The organism is Novosphingobium sp. (genome assembly GCF_965214355.1).
Lineage (GTDB): Bacteria > Pseudomonadota > Alphaproteobacteria > Sphingomonadales > Sphingomonadaceae > Novosphingobium.
Genome location: NZ_CBDCBI010000002.1, coordinates 1,838,601 through 1,853,084 on the forward strand (window position 1 = coordinate 1,838,601; position 14,484 = coordinate 1,853,084).

The following is a 14,484-nucleotide window of genomic DNA, read 5'->3' on the forward strand; positions in this document are numbered from 1 at the left end:
ACAATAGGTTGCTTGGTTATTCGTCCCCCCACCACATCCCGTCACCCCGGACCTGATCCGGGGTTGTGCTTCTTCTTTCTTTCATCGGCAGCGCTAGAAGAAGCCTTGTCCCGGATCAAGTCCGGGACGACGGGAGGAGGGGGCAGTTCGAGGTCTGGCAGGTTCAGGCCAAGGCAGATTGCGCATACGAATCACCGACGCGATTCCGCCACATTGACGCGCCGGTCGCACCGGGGAAATGCGGAACTTCCAGCCCTGCTAGCGGTTGACTTGATTGTGACCCCCGCTTAAGGGGCAGGCGCTCTCGGCGGACTTGTGTCGGTCGTGTGTCGCATCGTCGGGGGGCGGCGCGGGTTTTTCGGCCCGTTGCCCTGCCCAATTACAGGATGCAACGCATGGACGATGACAGGCCTGACGTGACACCCATGGGTCAGGATAAAGATGGGGATGCGCGCACCCGATCGCTCGATGCGCGGCTGAAAGCAGCCCAGGAGCGTGAAGGGGGCAAAGCTCCATCGCCAGATAGCCAAAGTTCCGATGCGTCGTATAACGCCGGAAACAAGGTTCTGGCGGATCTTCTGGGTGGCGTATTGGGCGGGCTGTTTCTGGGCTGGGTCATCGACCAGTTTGCCGGGACGCGGCCCTGGGGCCTGTTGGTGATGTTGTTCCTCGGGATATTCGTCGCTTTCAGGAACATTATCAAACGCTCCGGCACCGCGACTCCGTCAAGCACGGGGCATGATTGATCTGGTAAGTAGGCAGGAACCTGAAGCGTGGCAGTCGAAGCGAAAGTCGATCCGATGCACCAGTTCGCCATCGAACCGCTGTTCGGTTCGAATGGCTGGGCGATTGCCGGGCATAATATCGCTTTCACCAATTCCTCGTTGTGGATGGGCATCGCCACGCTCGCGCTCATCGTGTTCGTCTATGGCGGGCTGAAGCGCGAAGTCGTGCCGGGGCGCTGGCAGATGGCGGTCGAGAGTTTTACCGGCTTCATCGACAGCATGCTCGCAACGAACGTCGGGCCGGGCGGGCGCAAATATGTGCCCTATATCTTCAGCTTGTTCATGTTCATCCTGTTTGCAAATTTCATCGGCCTGGTGCCGTTCGGCCTCGTCGGCATTCACCCGTTCACGTTCACCAGCCATTTTACCGCGACCGGTGTGCTGTCGGTGATGTCGTTTGCGATCGTGCTGATCGTCGGGTTTGCCAAGCACAAGCTGCATTTCTTTTCGCTGTTCGTTCCGCACGGCACGCCTGTGGCGATGATCCCGCCGATCTTCGTGGTCGAGCTGATCTCGTTCCTGGTGCGTCCGTTCTCGCTGGGACTGCGACTGTTCGTCGCGATGATGGCCGGGCACGTGCTGCTCGAAGTGCTGTCCAGCTTTGTGATCAGCGGCGGCAATGCCAGCCCGCTGCTGTTTGTCGTTGCCGGCGTACCCAGCTTCGTGCTGATGGTCGGGATCTGCGCGCTGGAAATTCTGGTTGCAGGCATTCAGGCTTATGTCTTTGCGCTGTTGACATGCGTCTATCTCAACGACGCTGAAAATCTTCACTGAAACCTTTCACTTAGTTACCAAGGGAGTTTTTACTATGGACGCAGAAGCTGCAAAGCTGCTCGGTGCTGGCCTGGCTGCAATCGGTGCGGGTCTCGCCTCGATCGGCGTGGGCAACGTGTTTGCAAAGTTCCTCGAAGGCGCGCTGCGCAACCCCGGCGCTGCCGACAGCCAGCAGGGCCGCCTGTTCATCGGTTTCGCCGGTGCCGAACTTCTCGGCCTGCTGGCATTCGTGATTGCCGCGCTGCTCATCTTCAAGTGAGCCGCGCCGGCCGGGTGTCATGCCCGGTCGTCACTAACCCGGACGTGATGGTGACGGCGGCCTGTAACAGGGTCGCCGTCTGATCCATCTGGCGCCGGCTTCGCTGCCCGGCAGCGAAACTCATTCGACGTTTGTGCGAGAAGACATCCGACATGCCGCAGATCAGCCAGTTAATGGACACATTCTTCAGCCAGGTTTTCTGGATGCTGGTGTTTTTCGGCCTGACCTTCATCATCGTCGGGCGTGGCATGGTGCCCCGCGTGATGGGCACGATGACCGATCGCAACACACGTATTGCCGATGACCTGGCCGCGGCCCAGGCCGCGCGTACCGCCGCAGAGGCCGAACAGGACGCATGGGCCGAAACTGAAGCAGCCCAGCGCGCCCGTGCGCACGAGCTGGTCGTCGCGGCCAAGCACAATGCCGCCGTCGCCACGCAAACCCGGCTTTCTGAAACGAGCAAGCGTCTTGAAGCGCAATCGGTCGAAGCCGAAGTGCGCATTCTGGCCGCGCGCCACGCCGCACTGGACGATTTCGAAGCGGTCGCCGCCGACGTCACGCAGGACATCGCGCAGCGTGTCGCCGGCCTGACGGTCAGCGCCGAAGACGCGCGCAATGCGGTAAAGGGATCTTTTGCGCATGGTTGATCTGCACGAAGTCGCCGAACCTCTGCTGTTCGGCCTGATCCCGCCGGTAACGATCGTCAGCGCGTCGATGGCGGTGCTGATCGGGATCATGCTGTGGAAAAAAGTCCCGGCAATGGTCACTGGCATGCTCGACAAGCAGATCGGCGCGATCCGCGAACAGCTTGAAGAAGCGCGCCAGCTTCGCGCCGAGGCCGAACGCCTGCGAGCAGAATACGCCGCGCGTATTGCGGGTGCCGAGAAAGACGCCGAAGCGATGCTCGACCACGCCCGCGTGGAAGCCGAAGCGATCGTGGCGCGCGCCGCCAAGGACACCGCCGACGTAATCGGCCGCCGCGAAAAAATGGCAGCGGACAAGATTGCGGCCGCTGAACATGCGGCTGTGGATGAATTGCGCGCGCGCGCGGTGAACGCGGCTGCGGGTGCGGCATCGCAGCTTATCGCGTCGCGATTGAGCACGGAAGCAGACCACGCCCTGGTCAGCCGCGCGATCGGCAGCCTGGCCAACTGATCGACGCTTCGCGCGTCCTAAGTCACCCTTCGACATTCCCGCGAGCGCGGGAATCCAGTCGACCTATCATCTTGAAGCAATGTAGCACTGGATTCCCGCGTGCGTGGGAATGACATGGCTGCTATAAAACCTCATTCTTGATAAAAGCGGCAAGCGCCGCCTCTCGTGACATTGCAAGATCGAGCGCATACGTCTCGCCTCCGCGAATGACGGGTTCCAGCATCGCGCAGATCGCGTCGTCTTCCGTCGCAACGCGCACGGATATCACGCGCGCGTCGATCCGCGCACGATCAGGCGCACCGGCACACGCTGGGGCGAGGGTGCCTCGCCGCCGATCGTCGCGATCAGGCGATCGACCAGCAGCGATCCGGCGACTTCGAAATCGCTTTCGACCGTAGTCAGCTGCGGGTTGGACCAGGCGCCGGCGCGCACGCCGTCGAACCCGACGACGCCGATGTCTTCAGGCACGCGGTAGCCACGCGCGCCGAGTTCCTTCAACGCGCCGAGCGCGATTTCATCGCTGACGCCGAATATCGCGTCGAAGTGCCGGCCGCTGTCGATTAGCGCGGCGGCGGCGCGGCGGCCTTGCTCCTCGCGTTCCAGCCCGCGTTCGATACGCTGCATGAACGGTTCGAGACCGGCATCGTGCATGGCATTGGCATAGCCGTCATAGCGTTCCTTGAACTGGCGCTGGGGCGAGGTCTCTGATCCCAGGCACACGATCGCCTGGTACCCGCGCACCAGCATGTGGCGCGTGGCAAGCATCGCTCCGGCATGGTTGTCGCTGCGCACCCAGGGGAAAGCATCGCTCGGCGCGCCCCAGCACACCCAGTTGTTGCCATCACCGAGCGTACCGAAATACTCCCACGCAGCGGTGTTTTCGCTGGTGCCGATCACGATCATGCCATCGGCCTTGCGTCGTTCCTGGTAGCGTCCCCAGAAATTGTCCGGGGCATCCTGGAATGCGACCAGCACTTCGTAGCCGCGCGCCGCGGCCGCCGCGCACGTGCTGCCCAACAGCGCAAAGTAGAACGGATTGAGATCCTTGCGATCCTGACCCGGGCGGCAGATCATCACCAGCGCCAGCGTGCCGGTGCGGCCCCGGCGCAGCCGCGCGGCATTTTCATCGACCTGGTAGTTGAGGCGCAGTGCGGCCTCGTTGACGCGTTTGCGCGTGGGCTCGCTGATCGAGGTGTCGCCCGCCAGCGCGCGGCTGACCGTCGACTGGCTGACCCCGGCGGCCTCGGCCACGTCGAACGACGTCACCCGGACGATGCGCTTTTCCGCCATGGTATGCCTTGTCCTGCCCCCGCTAATCAGCGAAAATTGTCTTTGGCGGCGCGCAAGGCCGCAAATGTGGCGACCGCGTCGCCGCCGCCCCAGCGTTGCTGCATGGCAGGATCGTCGGCGCGAAGAAAGGGATTGGTTGCCAGTTCGCGCGATAGCGGCGTCGGCACCGTGGGTTCGCCTCGCGCGCGTTTGGCGGTGACTTCGGCGGCGTAGTCCGCCAGCGCGTCATTGTCGGGATCGGCGTGTACCGCAAACCCCGCATTGCTGGCGGTGTATTCGTGCGCGCAATACAGCTGTGTCTCGGGCGCCAGGGCCTTGATCCGCGACAGGCTGGCCCAGAATTGCGACGGCGTTCCTTCGAACATGCGCCCGCAGCCCAGCGCAAACACGCTGTCCCCGACGAACGCCATATCGGGCAACACATAGGCGATATGGCCGAGCGTGTGGCCGCCGACGTCGATCACTTTGGCTTCCTGCGCGCCGATCATGACGACATCGTCCTGCACGACGGTACGATCGATCCCTGCGATCCTGGCCGCTTCCGCCGCCGGTGCAACGATCATGCACCCCGTCTGCGCCTTGATCGCTTCATTGCCGCCGGCATGATCGGGGTGCCAGTGCGTGTTCCAGATCTGCGTGATCGTCCAGCCGCGTTGCGCCGCCTGCGCCAGGTATTCGGTGGCGTCGGGCGTGTCGATCGCGACGGTTTCGCCGCTGACGGGATCATGGAGCAGATACCCGTAATTGTCGGACAGGCACGGGAACTGGTGAACTATGAGCGACATTGCGCGGGCCTCGATGCGGTTTGCTTCCCCCCCCTGAAGGGGAAGGGCTTTCGGTTTCGCTTCTAGACGAGTGCGTCCGACAAAGCAAAAGCCCGCCCCGTGAGGGGCGGGCTTTCGTGTCTGGCGTAGAGAGTGGGGCGCGGCCCCATTCCCGGCCCCTCCCCTGAAGGGAAGGGGGGAAGGCAGGGTTAGCGCTGTGCTTTCAGCGCGGCGCCCAGGATGTCGCCCAGCGAAGCGCCGGCATCCGACGAACCGTACTGTTCCACGGCTTCCTTTTCTTCTGCCAGCTGACGCGCCTTGACCGAGAAGGTCGGCTTTTTCGAACGGTCGAACCCGGTGACCATTGCGTCGAGCTTCTGGCCGACCTGGAAACGGTCGGGGCGCTGTTCGTCGCGATCGCGGCCGAGGTCGCTACGCTTGATGAAGCCGGTTGCGCCGTCTTCGCCGGCCTGCACTTCCAGCCCGCCATCGCGCACTTCGAGCACGGTGACCGTGATGACTTCGCCGCGACGCAGCGAGGCATTGCCGCCGCCGCTGCTGGTGCCTGCAGCAGCGGTGGTGCCGCCCGCTGCCGAAGGTGCGCCAGCGGCTGCCGGTGCGCCCTTTTCAAGCTGCTTCATGCCCAGGCTGATGCGTTCCTTGTCGACATCGACATCGAGCACGACAGCCTTGACGTCTTCACCCTTGCGGTGAAGCGCCAGTGCGTCTTCGCCCGAAATGCCCCACGCGATGTCGGACATGTGGACCATGCCGTCGACGTCGCCGTCGAGACCGATGAACAGGCCGAATTCGGTCGCGTTCTTGACTTCGCCTTCAACGATCGAGCCGACCGGGTGACGTTCTGCAAACGCTTCCCACGGGTTCTGCTGCGCCTGCTTGAGGCCCAGGCTGATGCGGCGCTTGTCGCTGTCGACTTCGAGCACCATGACGTCGACTTCCTGGCTGGTCGAAACGATCTTGCCAGGGTGGACGTTCTTTTTGGTCCAGGACATTTCCGAAACGTGGACGAGGCCTTCAATGCCGGCTTCGAGTTCGACAAACGCACCGTATTCGGTGATGTTCGTGACTGTGCCCGACAGCTTGGCGCCGACCGGGTACTTGGCGGCAACGCCTTCCCATGGGTCGCTTTCCAGCTGCTTCATGCCCAGGCTGATGCGCTGCGTATCCTGGTTGATGCGGATGATCTGCACTTTGACAGTGTCACCGATCGCGATGACTTCGCTCGGGTGATTGACGCGCTTGTAGCTCATGTCGGTGACATGCAGCAGGCCGTCGATGCCGCCCAGGTCGACGAACGCACCGTAATCGGTGATGTTCTTGACCACGCCGTCGATGATCTGGCCTTCCTTGAGGTTCTGGATCAGGCCCGAGCGCTGTTCGGCGCGGGTTTCTTCCAGCACCGCACGGCGCGAGACGACGATATTGCCACGGCGGCGATCCATCTTCAGGATCTGGAACGGCTGCGGAATGTCCATCAGCGGCTGCACGTCGCGCACCGGGCGGATATCGACCTGGCTGCCGGGCAGGAACGCCACGGCGCCGTCGAGATCGACAGTGAAGCCACCCTTGACCCGGCCGAAGATCACGCCTTCGACGCGCTTGCCTTCGCCGAATTCGGATTCCAGCTTGTCCCAGGCGGCTTCGCGGCGGGCGCGGTCGCGGCTGAGCATCGCTTCGCCGTCGGCGTTTTCGACGCGGTCGACATACACTTCGACTTCATCGCCGACCGAAAGGCCGTGCGCCATGCCGGGCGCGGCAAATTCGCGCAAAGGCACGCGGCCTTCGCTTTTCAGGCCGACGTCGATGACGGCCTTGTCATTTTCAATGGCAGTAACTGTGCCCTTTACGACCCGGCCTTCAAATCCACCGTTGGCGGCAGATCCGAGCGTTTCGTCGAGCATCGCAGCGAAATCATCGCGCGTGGGGTTGGACGACATAAGTCTGTTCAAGTCCTGTATATCAAGTATTTCCGGCCTGGCGGTTGTGTCCGCCGGTCTTTCGTCCGCGCTGGGATCGTGATGATGGCGAGAAATTCGCCCGCGGGGTTAAAAGGGCCGTTCCACCCGCCGGGCCGTATGCCGTGGCGGATATCCCGCAAGGGATAGCGCGCCACTAGGCCAATGCGCAGCAAAACGCAAGCGGATCGGTGGGCCGTCGCACTTGCCAAAGCCCCACCCCCCGGGGGATGGCTTTTCAGGGCAGGCGGGCGAGCAGATCGCGCGCAAATCCCGAAAGCGTATCGTCCCGCGCGCCCATGATCACCACACGATCCCCCGGCCGCGCCATCGCCACGATCGCGCTGGCCGCCTCATCGCGCGCAGCGATATGCACCCCGTGTCCACCGGCCGCATTGACCAGCGCAACAATCTGCGCCGACCCGACCGACCGATCGACCGTGCCGCCGAAATACACAGGATCGGTCAGGATTACCGCATCCTGCGCCCCCAGTCGCGTAGCCAGCACCGTCGCCAGTTCCGCGCCCATCTGCCGCAAAGGGCCAAACCCGTGCGGCTGAAACAGCGCGATCACGCGTCCTGGATGCGCGCGCAAGGTATCGAGCGTGGCGGCAACTTTTTCCGGATTGTGCCCGAAATCATCGATCACGGTAATTCCGCCGGGCGAAGTCCCGACAATATCGAACCGCCGCGCCAGCCCCGAAAACCGCCCCAGCGCCGCCACCGCATCGCGCAGCGCGACGCCGGCCAACTCCGCCGCCGCCAGCGCCGCCAGCGCATTCATCAGGTTGTGCCGCCCGGGCACCGCCAGCGCCAGCGCATGACGCGCCCCCGTCCGCCGGTCGACAATATCGGCGCAAATCCCGGTGGCCCCCTCGCGGATCGACGCTGACTCAGCCACGATTACCGCGCCGGCGCCCAGCCCGAACGGCAACACGCGCGCCGCACGCGGTGCCAGCGCCATGCTCTCCGCATCGTCGGCATTGATCGCCACGGCATCGCATCGCGCGCAAAAATCGCCGAACAGCGCGCGCAGTTCCTCCAGACTCTTGTGATCTAGACTGACATTGCCCAGCACCCCGATGCGCGGCCGATACAGCGCAATCGATCCATCGCTCTCATCGACTTCGGCGACGAAATCCCCGCCCGAGCCGACCCGCGCCGCAGCAAATGGCGCATCGTCCGCGACAAAATTCTTCATCACGGCGCCATTCATGATCGTCGGATCGCGCCCTACCGCCGTCATGATCCATCCGATCATCCCGGTGACGGTCGATTTCCCGCTCGTCCCGGCAACCGCGATCGGCTGTGCTGCGCGATTGAACAAGGCGGCCAGCAATTCGGCGCGCGACAGACGCGGGCAACCCAGCGCACGCGCGGCAACGATTTCGGGCACGGTATCCTCGATCGCGGCCGAGGCGACCAGCACCTGTTCCGGCGACACGATCCCGCTGCCATCCTGGGGAAGCAGCGCAAAGCCCAGGCGCTTCAGCCACGCGAATTTCTCTGGCGTGCGTCCTTGATCGAAACTGCGGTCCGACCCGGAGACCCGAGCGCCAAGACCATGCAGAATCAAGGCCAGCGGCAACATGCCCGACCCGCCGATGCCGCAGAAAAACCACGACTGGGCAGCGGGCCGGGCGGCGATCGTTTCGGCGGTGGTGGTCATAGCGCGGGTTATCTACAACAAACCTGCGGCCAGTCCAGCACGCCTGCAACCAGACAACCGTTGCTACGGCGAAGCCACGGCCTTGCTGCAAGACGTGGCCTCGTTCGATCAGGCCTAGGCTAGCGCAGGCAGCTGCTCGAAATGTTTATCGAGGGTGATGGGGTAGTCGCGAACCCGCACACCCGTCGCATTGTAAACGGCGTTTGCGACGGCCGCGCCGACGCCGCACAGGCCCAGTTCGCCAACGCCCTTGGCTTTCATCGGATTGGCGAGTGGGTCGGTTTCGTCGAGGAATACGACATCCTGATGCGGAATGTCGGCATGGACCGGCACTTCGTACTGGGCCAGGTCGTGGTTGATGAACAGGCCGAAGCGTTTGTCCACGGCCAGTTCCTCCATCAATGCGCCGCCCACACCCATCGTCATCGCGCCGATCACCTGGCTGCGCGCGGTTATCGGGTTGATGATCCGGCCGGAGGCACAGATTGCCAGCATCCGCCGCACGCGCGTTGCGCCGGTGTAGGCATCGACGCCGACTTCGACGAAATGCGCGCCGAACGTGGACAGTTGCCACTGCTTGTCGATGCCGCTGAATTCGATCGTGTCTTCGGCCACCAGTTCGCCATCGGCCGCTGCCTTGCGCAAGTCGGCAGAACGGCCTCCGCTGGACACCTTGCCGTCTGCAAACACCGCACCGGCGGAATCGAACCCGAGGCGCTGCGCGATCTGTTCGCGCAGTTTCACGCAAGCGGCATAAACGCCGGCGGTCGCGTTGGCAGCGCCGAATTGCCCGCCCGAACCTGCGGAGACCGGGAAAGCTGAATCGCCCAGCTTCACCTCGACCAGTTCGGCCGGCACGCCCATCATTTCGCCCGCTGTCTGTGCGATGATCGTGTAGCTGCCGGTGCCGATGTCGGTCATGTCGGTTTCGACAGTGACCTTGCCCGATTTGTCGAGGCGGACGCGGGCGCCCGAAGCCATATTCATGTGGTTGCGGAACGCCGCGGCGACGCCCATTCCGACCAGCCAGCGACCGTCGCGGACCTGACCGGGTTTCGGGTTGCGGCGGCTCCAGCCAAAGCGCTCAGCACCCTCGTTCAGGCATCGCACGAGCTCGCGTTGCGAGAAACGCCGTTCCGGATGCTCGGGATCGACCTGAGTGTCGTTCTTTATCCGGAATGCGATCGGGTCCATCCGCAGTTTTTCGGCCATTTCGTCCATGGCGATTTCCAGCGCCATCAGGCCCGGAGCTTCGCCGGGCGCGCGCATCGCATTGCCTTCGGGAAGGTTGAGCACGGCCAGATGCATCGAGATCTTGCGGTTTGCCCCGGCATAGAGCAGCTTTGTCTGGCTGGTGGCGGTTTCCGGTTGGCCGTTCGGCTGGTCGCCAGAGCCGCTGTCGTGCGCAATTGCCGTAATCGTGCCATCTGCCAACGCACCGATCTGGATGTGCTGCGCTGTGGCCGGGCGATGTGTGCTGTTGTTGGGCATCATCGGCCGGGCCATGGCCAGTTTTACCGGCCGGCCCGCAGCTTTGGCGCCGAGCGCGGCCATCAGCGCATCGGTGCGCAGGAACAGTTTTCCCCCGAACCCGCCGCCGACATACGGTGACATGAAGCGGATCTTGTCTTTCGGCATACCCAGGGTTTTCGCAAGGTCGGTGCGGCCCCAGTCGATCATCTGGTTCGACGTCCACAGCTGCAGTTCGTCACCGTTCCACGCGGCGATCGACGCAAACGGCTCCATCATCATGTGGCTCTGGTCGGGCGTCGTATAATGTTGGTCGAGTTTGACCGGTGCAGCGGCAAAAGCATCTTCGAAATTGCCCACCCGGTCCACGAGCGGCGCCTTGCTGTCGTGGCTGCTGCCTTTCAGGGGTGCTGTTTTCAGAGCTTCGGCCAGATCGTACGCGCCTGGAGTGCGGGCATAATCAACGCGCACCAGCATCGCTGCTGCGCGAGCTTGCTCGAATGTCTCTGCCACCACGATCGCGACTGCCTGATGGTAATGGTCGACATCGGGGCCGGCGAGCAGCTTGACCGTGTTGAACTTGCCTTTGCCGAGCGTGCCGGCGTCCTGGGCCGTGACGATTGCGAGCACGCCCGGCGATGCCTTGGCTGCGGCAAGATCAATCGCGGTGATACGGCCTGTGGCGACCGCAGCGCCGACGATATATCCGTAGGCCGGGTTGGCGGGATCGCGATGTTCATACGCATACGGCGCTGTGCCGGTGGTCTTGAGCCGTCCGTCGATGCGGTCATGCGGGCGGCCGACCACTTTCATGCGGTCGATCGGATTGGTGCCTGCAGCGGTGTCGAATTTCATGGGATCAGGCCTTTGCGTCGGCGAGTATTGCCGCCAGCGCGCGGGTGGCGAGCGGCAGCTTGAAGGCGTTGTCGGGGGTCGGCGTCGCGCCCCGAAACGCGCGGGCGGTGACAGCGGCGGCACCGCGCGGCAACAACGCATCGGCTTCTTCCACGCGCCACGGTTTTGGCGCGACTCCGCCAAAGGCGACCCGCCCCGTGCCGTCGGGCGCGATCACGGCTGCGACCGACACCAGCGCATAGGCATACGAGGCACGATCGCGCACTTTTTCGTAAAAGTGCCTGCCGCCCAGTGGTCGCGGCAAAGTCACCGCGGTGATCAGTTCGCCCTGGCCCAGCGTGGTATCCTGTTCGGGATGATTGCCCCACAACCGGTGAAATTCGGCGATCGGAATGCCGCGATGCTGGCCTTGTGCATCGATGGTTTCGACCACTGCGTCGAGCACACGCATGGCCACCGCCATGTCGCCCGGGAAGGTTGCGATGCATTTGTCCGAGACGCCGATCACGCCGAGCTGGCGCGAGACGCCGCCGATTGCGGCGCAGCCCGATCCGGGGTTGCGCTTGTTGCACGGCATGTTGGTGTCGTAGAAGTAGGCGCAACGCGTGCGCTGAAGCAGGTTGCCCGCCGTCGTCGCCTTGTTGCGCAACTGGCCCGAAGCACCGGCCACGATCGCGCGGGTCAGGACGGCATAATCGCGCCGCACGCGTTGATCGGCGGCCAGATTGGTGTTGGTGACCAACGCGCCGATCCGCAGCCCGCCGTCTGCTGTGGGTTCGATCGTGTCCAGGCCAAGGTCCTGCACATCGATCAGATGGGTCGGTGTCTCGACCTCGATCTTCATGAGGTCGAGCAGGTTGGTGCCGCCTGCCAGGAATTTGGCACCGGGACGCGATGCGGCGCGCGCTGCGGCCGCAGGGTCCTTGGCGCGTTCATAGGTGAAAGCTTTCATGCCCCGGTCCCCGTGTTCCCGGCCACTTCCGCCATGGCCTCGGCGATGTTGGAATAGGCGCCGCAGCGGCAGATATTGCCGCTCATGCGTTCGCGCATCTCGATATTGGTGGCCTGCGGCGTTGCGGCGACGTCTGCCTGCACATGGCTCGGCACGCCGCGCCTGATCTCGTCGAGCACGGAGACTGCCGAGCAGATCTGCCCGGGCGTACAATAGCCGCACTGGTATCCGTCATGCTTGATAAACGCGGCCTGCATGGGGTGCAGCTTGTCGGGCGTGCCCAGGCCTTCAATCGTGGTGATGTCGTGGCCGTCATGCTGCACGGCGAGGCTGAGGCAGGAATTGATCCGCACGCCGCCGGCGATCACCGTGCACGCGCCGCACTGGCCGTGGTCGCAGCCTTTTTTGGTGCCGGTCAGGTGCAGATGCTCGCGCAAGGTGTCGAGCAATGTCGTCCGGGGGTCGAGCGAAAGATCGTGCTTCTGGCCGTTTACCGTCAACCGCACGGGCAGCTTTGGCGAAACCGTGCTGCGGTTGGCGGCCTGGGCCGACGCTGCAGCAGGCGCCGCGGCCCAGGCGGTGGTTGCTGCACCACCGGCCAGGACACTGCGTCGCGACATATCAAACTCGCCTTTTTCCATCATGATCTGTCTTTCATCCCACCCGGCCAGGCGCGTGGCGCCTGCCAACCGCGGCCAATCTGTCTGTGAACTAACGCGACCGGCGGTTAAAGGTTGCGTCGATCGTATTTCATTGAACTCCTGCGGAAGGGCGGCGAGGTCCGCACTTCCCGATAATCGCTCAAGGTCGCGCCTGTGGGGCCGGCACCCGGGCAATACAGTTGCGCTGCGCCCCGGTCTCCATCATGACGGGTCGGCCCCGATGCAAATGCGAGACCCGCCGTATGCTAACCGCTTATCCCCGATCCAGCGAACATAACCCCGATGCGGCGGTGTGGTTCGACCTGTTGAACCCCACCGAAGACGAACTGGGGCAAGTGGAGAAATCGACCGGTCTGTCGTTGCCGCGCGCTGGCGCCCTGGGCGAGATCGAGCGGTCGAGCAGGCTTCAGCGGCAGGGTGGGGCATTGATCATGAGTACGCCGACTGCGGTGCAGGCATCGGCTGGTAGTGCGGCAATGGCGCCGCTCGGCTTCATGTTGACAGGCGACAGGCTGGTCACGATCCGGTTTACAGAGCTGGTGGTGTTCGACACGGTCAGGGCGCAATTGCCCGCGGATGAGGCCATCGGCGGAATCGAGATTTTTACGCGGCTGTGCGAGGACATTGTCGATCACATGGCAGATGCGCTCGAGCATCTGGCGGCCGAGCTTGGCAAGCTGTCGCAGGCGACATTTCGCCAGGACGATGCCAAATCCGATCATGGGGTGCGCGCCAATCTGAAGTCAAAGGCGCAGTTGCGGCAGGTTGGCCGGCTGGGCCACAGGTTGTCGGCCTTGCGCGACGGCGCGCTGGGGCTGGAGCGTATTCTGGCGTTTGCCGAGCAATTCGGATGCCATGACACCGCAATCGAGATCAAGGCGCGGTTGACCAGCGTTCGGCAGGATCTGAAATCGCTGGCCGATTACAACGATCAGCTGACCAACAAGGTGCAATTCGTGCTCGATGCGCTGGTCGGGTTGATCGGCATTGCGCAGAACGATATTTTCAAGGTGCTGACGATCGTTTCGATTGTCGGCATCGCGCCGACGCTGATTGCGGGCATTTATGGCATGAATTTCAAGAATATGCCGGAATACAACTGGACCTATGGCTATCCTTACGGCCTGACCGTCATCGCCCTGAGTGGAATTTTGCCGTTGATCTGGTTCAAGTTCAAAGGCTGGTTCTAAGCGCGACCCGCATACGCAGGTTTGGCTGGTTCGCGGTGCTGATTGCAGGGCAGCGGCTACGGCATTCACACAAGTTTTTTACGGTGATGCGGTCGCCTGCAACGCGCCAGATGTGGGCAAACGGGGCCGCCATCGCTTTGCCTGTGGCCTTGCAAACGCCCGAATAGGTGCCGAGCGTCAGAACCCGGTCGCCCAGATCGATGAATTCGTGCGGGCTGGCTGCAAAATCGTCCCAGTCGCGCCCAATCGGCACGAGCAGTTTTTCCACGACATCCATCGGGCAATGCCAGGTCCCGCTATAGTAAGGGAAGCCGGCTGCTTCGGTCCAATCCAGGTGATCGGCCAGAACATTCAGCACGGCAGGCACATCACCCGCCGCCACGGCGGTATAAATGCGCAACCTGTCGGATGGCACAGTGGAAACGGTTCTGGCCGGGCCGGAGCACGCGGTTGAGGCGGCGGTGAGCGCGTGCTGGCGGGGCCCGGCGCAAGCCTGGGTGAGCGCTGTGACGCGCTATGACGCCGCGGTGCCGGAGGCAGCAGCTTTTGTTCGGCTGCCGAATGCTTTGGCGTAGGAAGACTTTTCTTTTTTGAAAAAGCAAAAGACTTTTTTCCATTGAAGCGGCCCGTGTCTGTCTAGCCCGCCTCAACGGATAAAGTCTTTTTGCTTCTTTTGCTTCAGA

General features: G+C 63.2%; 15 protein-coding genes. 7 read left to right on the forward strand and 8 right to left on the reverse strand.

Annotated elements, in window-relative coordinates; all coding sequences use genetic code 11:
- Positions 1–395: 395 nt before the first annotated feature.
- The 5 genes from ACOOE2_RS08960 to ACOOE2_RS08980 all read left to right on the forward strand — a co-directional run bounded on the left by ACOOE2_RS08960 (position 396) and on the right by ACOOE2_RS08980 (position 2,973).
- Complete coding sequence (locus tag ACOOE2_RS08960; RefSeq protein ID WP_420382669.1) at positions 396–746, forward strand: AtpZ/AtpI family protein; 351 nt, start codon at positions 396–398, stop codon at positions 744–746.
- A 27-nt stretch (positions 747–773) separates the two neighbouring features.
- Positions 774–1,559: a F0F1 ATP synthase subunit A gene (locus ACOOE2_RS08965; protein ID WP_420382670.1), complete on the forward strand. Its 786-nt coding sequence runs from the start codon at positions 774–776 to the stop codon at positions 1,557–1,559.
- Between the two features lie 34 nt (positions 1,560–1,593).
- Entirely contained in the window at positions 1,594–1,818 is a 225-nt protein-coding gene (locus ACOOE2_RS08970; protein WP_420382671.1) for a F0F1 ATP synthase subunit C, read from the forward strand.
- A gap of 152 nt (positions 1,819–1,970) precedes the next feature.
- Positions 1,971–2,465 (forward strand): ATPase, encoded by a 495-nt coding sequence (locus ACOOE2_RS08975; protein ID WP_420382672.1) that lies wholly within the window; start codon positions 1,971–1,973, stop codon positions 2,463–2,465.
- Positions 2,458–2,973, forward strand: a complete 516-nt coding sequence (locus tag ACOOE2_RS08980) for a hypothetical protein (RefSeq protein ID WP_420382673.1) — start codon at positions 2,458–2,460, stop codon at positions 2,971–2,973. Before ACOOE2_RS08975 ends, ACOOE2_RS08980 begins: the two co-directional genes overlap by 8 nt.
- A 264-nt stretch (positions 2,974–3,237) precedes the next feature.
- Here the strand turns inward: ACOOE2_RS08980 and ACOOE2_RS08985 are convergent, their stop codons facing one another.
- The 7 genes from ACOOE2_RS08985 to paoA all read right to left on the reverse strand — a co-directional run bounded on the left by ACOOE2_RS08985 (position 3,238) and on the right by paoA (position 12,593).
- Positions 3,238–4,263: a LacI family DNA-binding transcriptional regulator gene (locus ACOOE2_RS08985; protein ID WP_420382674.1), complete on the reverse strand. Its 1,026-nt coding sequence runs from the start codon at positions 4,261–4,263 to the stop codon at positions 3,238–3,240.
- A 26-nt stretch (positions 4,264–4,289) separates the two neighbouring features.
- A complete protein-coding gene (gloB, locus tag ACOOE2_RS08990; protein WP_420382675.1) occupies positions 4,290–5,048 on the reverse strand; it encodes a hydroxyacylglutathione hydrolase in 759 nt (252 codons plus the stop codon).
- A 188-nt stretch (positions 5,049–5,236) separates the two neighbouring features.
- The gene (gene rpsA / locus ACOOE2_RS08995) at positions 5,237–6,985 is read right to left on the reverse strand and encodes a 30S ribosomal protein S1 (protein WP_420382676.1); all 1,749 of its coding nucleotides are present in this window, start codon (positions 6,983–6,985) and stop codon (positions 5,237–5,239) included.
- A gap of 256 nt (positions 6,986–7,241) precedes the next feature.
- Positions 7,242–8,672: a glutamate ligase domain-containing protein gene (locus ACOOE2_RS09000; RefSeq protein WP_420382677.1), complete on the reverse strand. Its 1,431-nt coding sequence runs from the start codon at positions 8,670–8,672 to the stop codon at positions 7,242–7,244.
- A 114-nt stretch (positions 8,673–8,786) separates the two neighbouring features.
- A complete protein-coding gene (gene paoC / locus ACOOE2_RS09005) occupies positions 8,787–10,997 on the reverse strand; it encodes an aldehyde oxidoreductase molybdenum-binding subunit PaoC (RefSeq protein WP_420382678.1) in 2,211 nt (736 codons plus the stop codon).
- Between the two features lie 4 nt (positions 10,998–11,001).
- On the reverse strand, positions 11,002–11,949 hold the full coding sequence (locus ACOOE2_RS09010) for an FAD binding domain-containing protein (protein ID WP_420382679.1): 948 nt from the start codon (positions 11,947–11,949) through the stop codon (positions 11,002–11,004).
- On the reverse strand, positions 11,946–12,593 hold the full coding sequence (gene paoA, locus ACOOE2_RS09015) for an aldehyde dehydrogenase iron-sulfur subunit PaoA (RefSeq protein WP_420382680.1): 648 nt from the start codon (positions 12,591–12,593) through the stop codon (positions 11,946–11,948). The genes ACOOE2_RS09010 and paoA overlap by 4 nt, the downstream gene beginning before the upstream one ends.
- Positions 12,594–12,853: 260 nt before the next feature.
- Between paoA and ACOOE2_RS09020 the strand changes: the two genes are divergently transcribed.
- On the forward strand, positions 12,854–13,801 hold the full coding sequence (locus ACOOE2_RS09020) for a magnesium transporter CorA family protein (protein WP_420382681.1): 948 nt from the start codon (positions 12,854–12,856) through the stop codon (positions 13,799–13,801).
- Here the strand turns inward: ACOOE2_RS09020 and ACOOE2_RS09025 are convergent.
- Positions 13,785–14,201 (reverse strand): nuclear transport factor 2 family protein, encoded by a 417-nt coding sequence (locus tag ACOOE2_RS09025; protein WP_420382682.1) that lies wholly within the window; start codon positions 14,199–14,201, stop codon positions 13,785–13,787. The genes ACOOE2_RS09020 and ACOOE2_RS09025 overlap by 17 nt on opposite strands.
- Here ACOOE2_RS09025 and ACOOE2_RS09030 point away from each other — a divergent pair.
- Positions 14,194–14,376: an acylphosphatase gene (locus tag ACOOE2_RS09030; RefSeq protein WP_420382683.1), complete on the forward strand. Its 183-nt coding sequence runs from the start codon at positions 14,194–14,196 to the stop codon at positions 14,374–14,376. The genes ACOOE2_RS09025 and ACOOE2_RS09030 overlap by 8 nt on opposite strands.
- Positions 14,377–14,484 lie beyond the last annotated feature (108 nt).

Coding starts and splice junctions, on each gene's coding strand:
- ACOOE2_RS08960 (WP_420382669.1), top strand. CDS start 396: ATGGACGATGACAGGCCTGACGTGACACCCATGGGTCAGGATAAAGAT.
- ACOOE2_RS08970 (WP_420382671.1), top strand. CDS start 1,594: ATGGACGCAGAAGCTGCAAAGCTGCTCGGTGCTGGCCTGGCTGCAATC.
- ACOOE2_RS08975 (WP_420382672.1), top strand. CDS start 1,971: ATGCCGCAGATCAGCCAGTTAATGGACACATTCTTCAGCCAGGTTTTC.
- ACOOE2_RS08980 (WP_420382673.1), top strand. CDS start 2,458: ATGGTTGATCTGCACGAAGTCGCCGAACCTCTGCTGTTCGGCCTGATC.
- ACOOE2_RS08985 (WP_420382674.1), bottom strand. CDS start 4,263: ATGGCGGAAAAGCGCATCGTCCGGGTGACGTCGTTCGACGTGGCCGAG.
- gloB (WP_420382675.1), bottom strand. CDS start 5,048: ATGTCGCTCATAGTTCACCAGTTCCCGTGCCTGTCCGACAATTACGGG.
- rpsA (WP_420382676.1), bottom strand. CDS start 6,985: ATGTCGTCCAACCCCACGCGCGATGATTTCGCTGCGATGCTCGACGAA.
- ACOOE2_RS09000 (WP_420382677.1), bottom strand. CDS start 8,672: ATGACCACCACCGCCGAAACGATCGCCGCCCGGCCCGCTGCCCAGTCG.
- paoC (WP_420382678.1), bottom strand. CDS start 10,997: ATGAAATTCGACACCGCTGCAGGCACCAATCCGATCGACCGCATGAAA.
- ACOOE2_RS09010 (WP_420382679.1), bottom strand. CDS start 11,949: ATGAAAGCTTTCACCTATGAACGCGCCAAGGACCCTGCGGCCGCAGCG.
- paoA (WP_420382680.1), bottom strand. CDS start 12,593: ATGATGGAAAAAGGCGAGTTTGATATGTCGCGACGCAGTGTCCTGGCC.
- ACOOE2_RS09020 (WP_420382681.1), top strand. CDS start 12,854: ATGCTAACCGCTTATCCCCGATCCAGCGAACATAACCCCGATGCGGCG.
- ACOOE2_RS09030 (WP_420382683.1), top strand. CDS start 14,194: ATGCGCAACCTGTCGGATGGCACAGTGGAAACGGTTCTGGCCGGGCCG.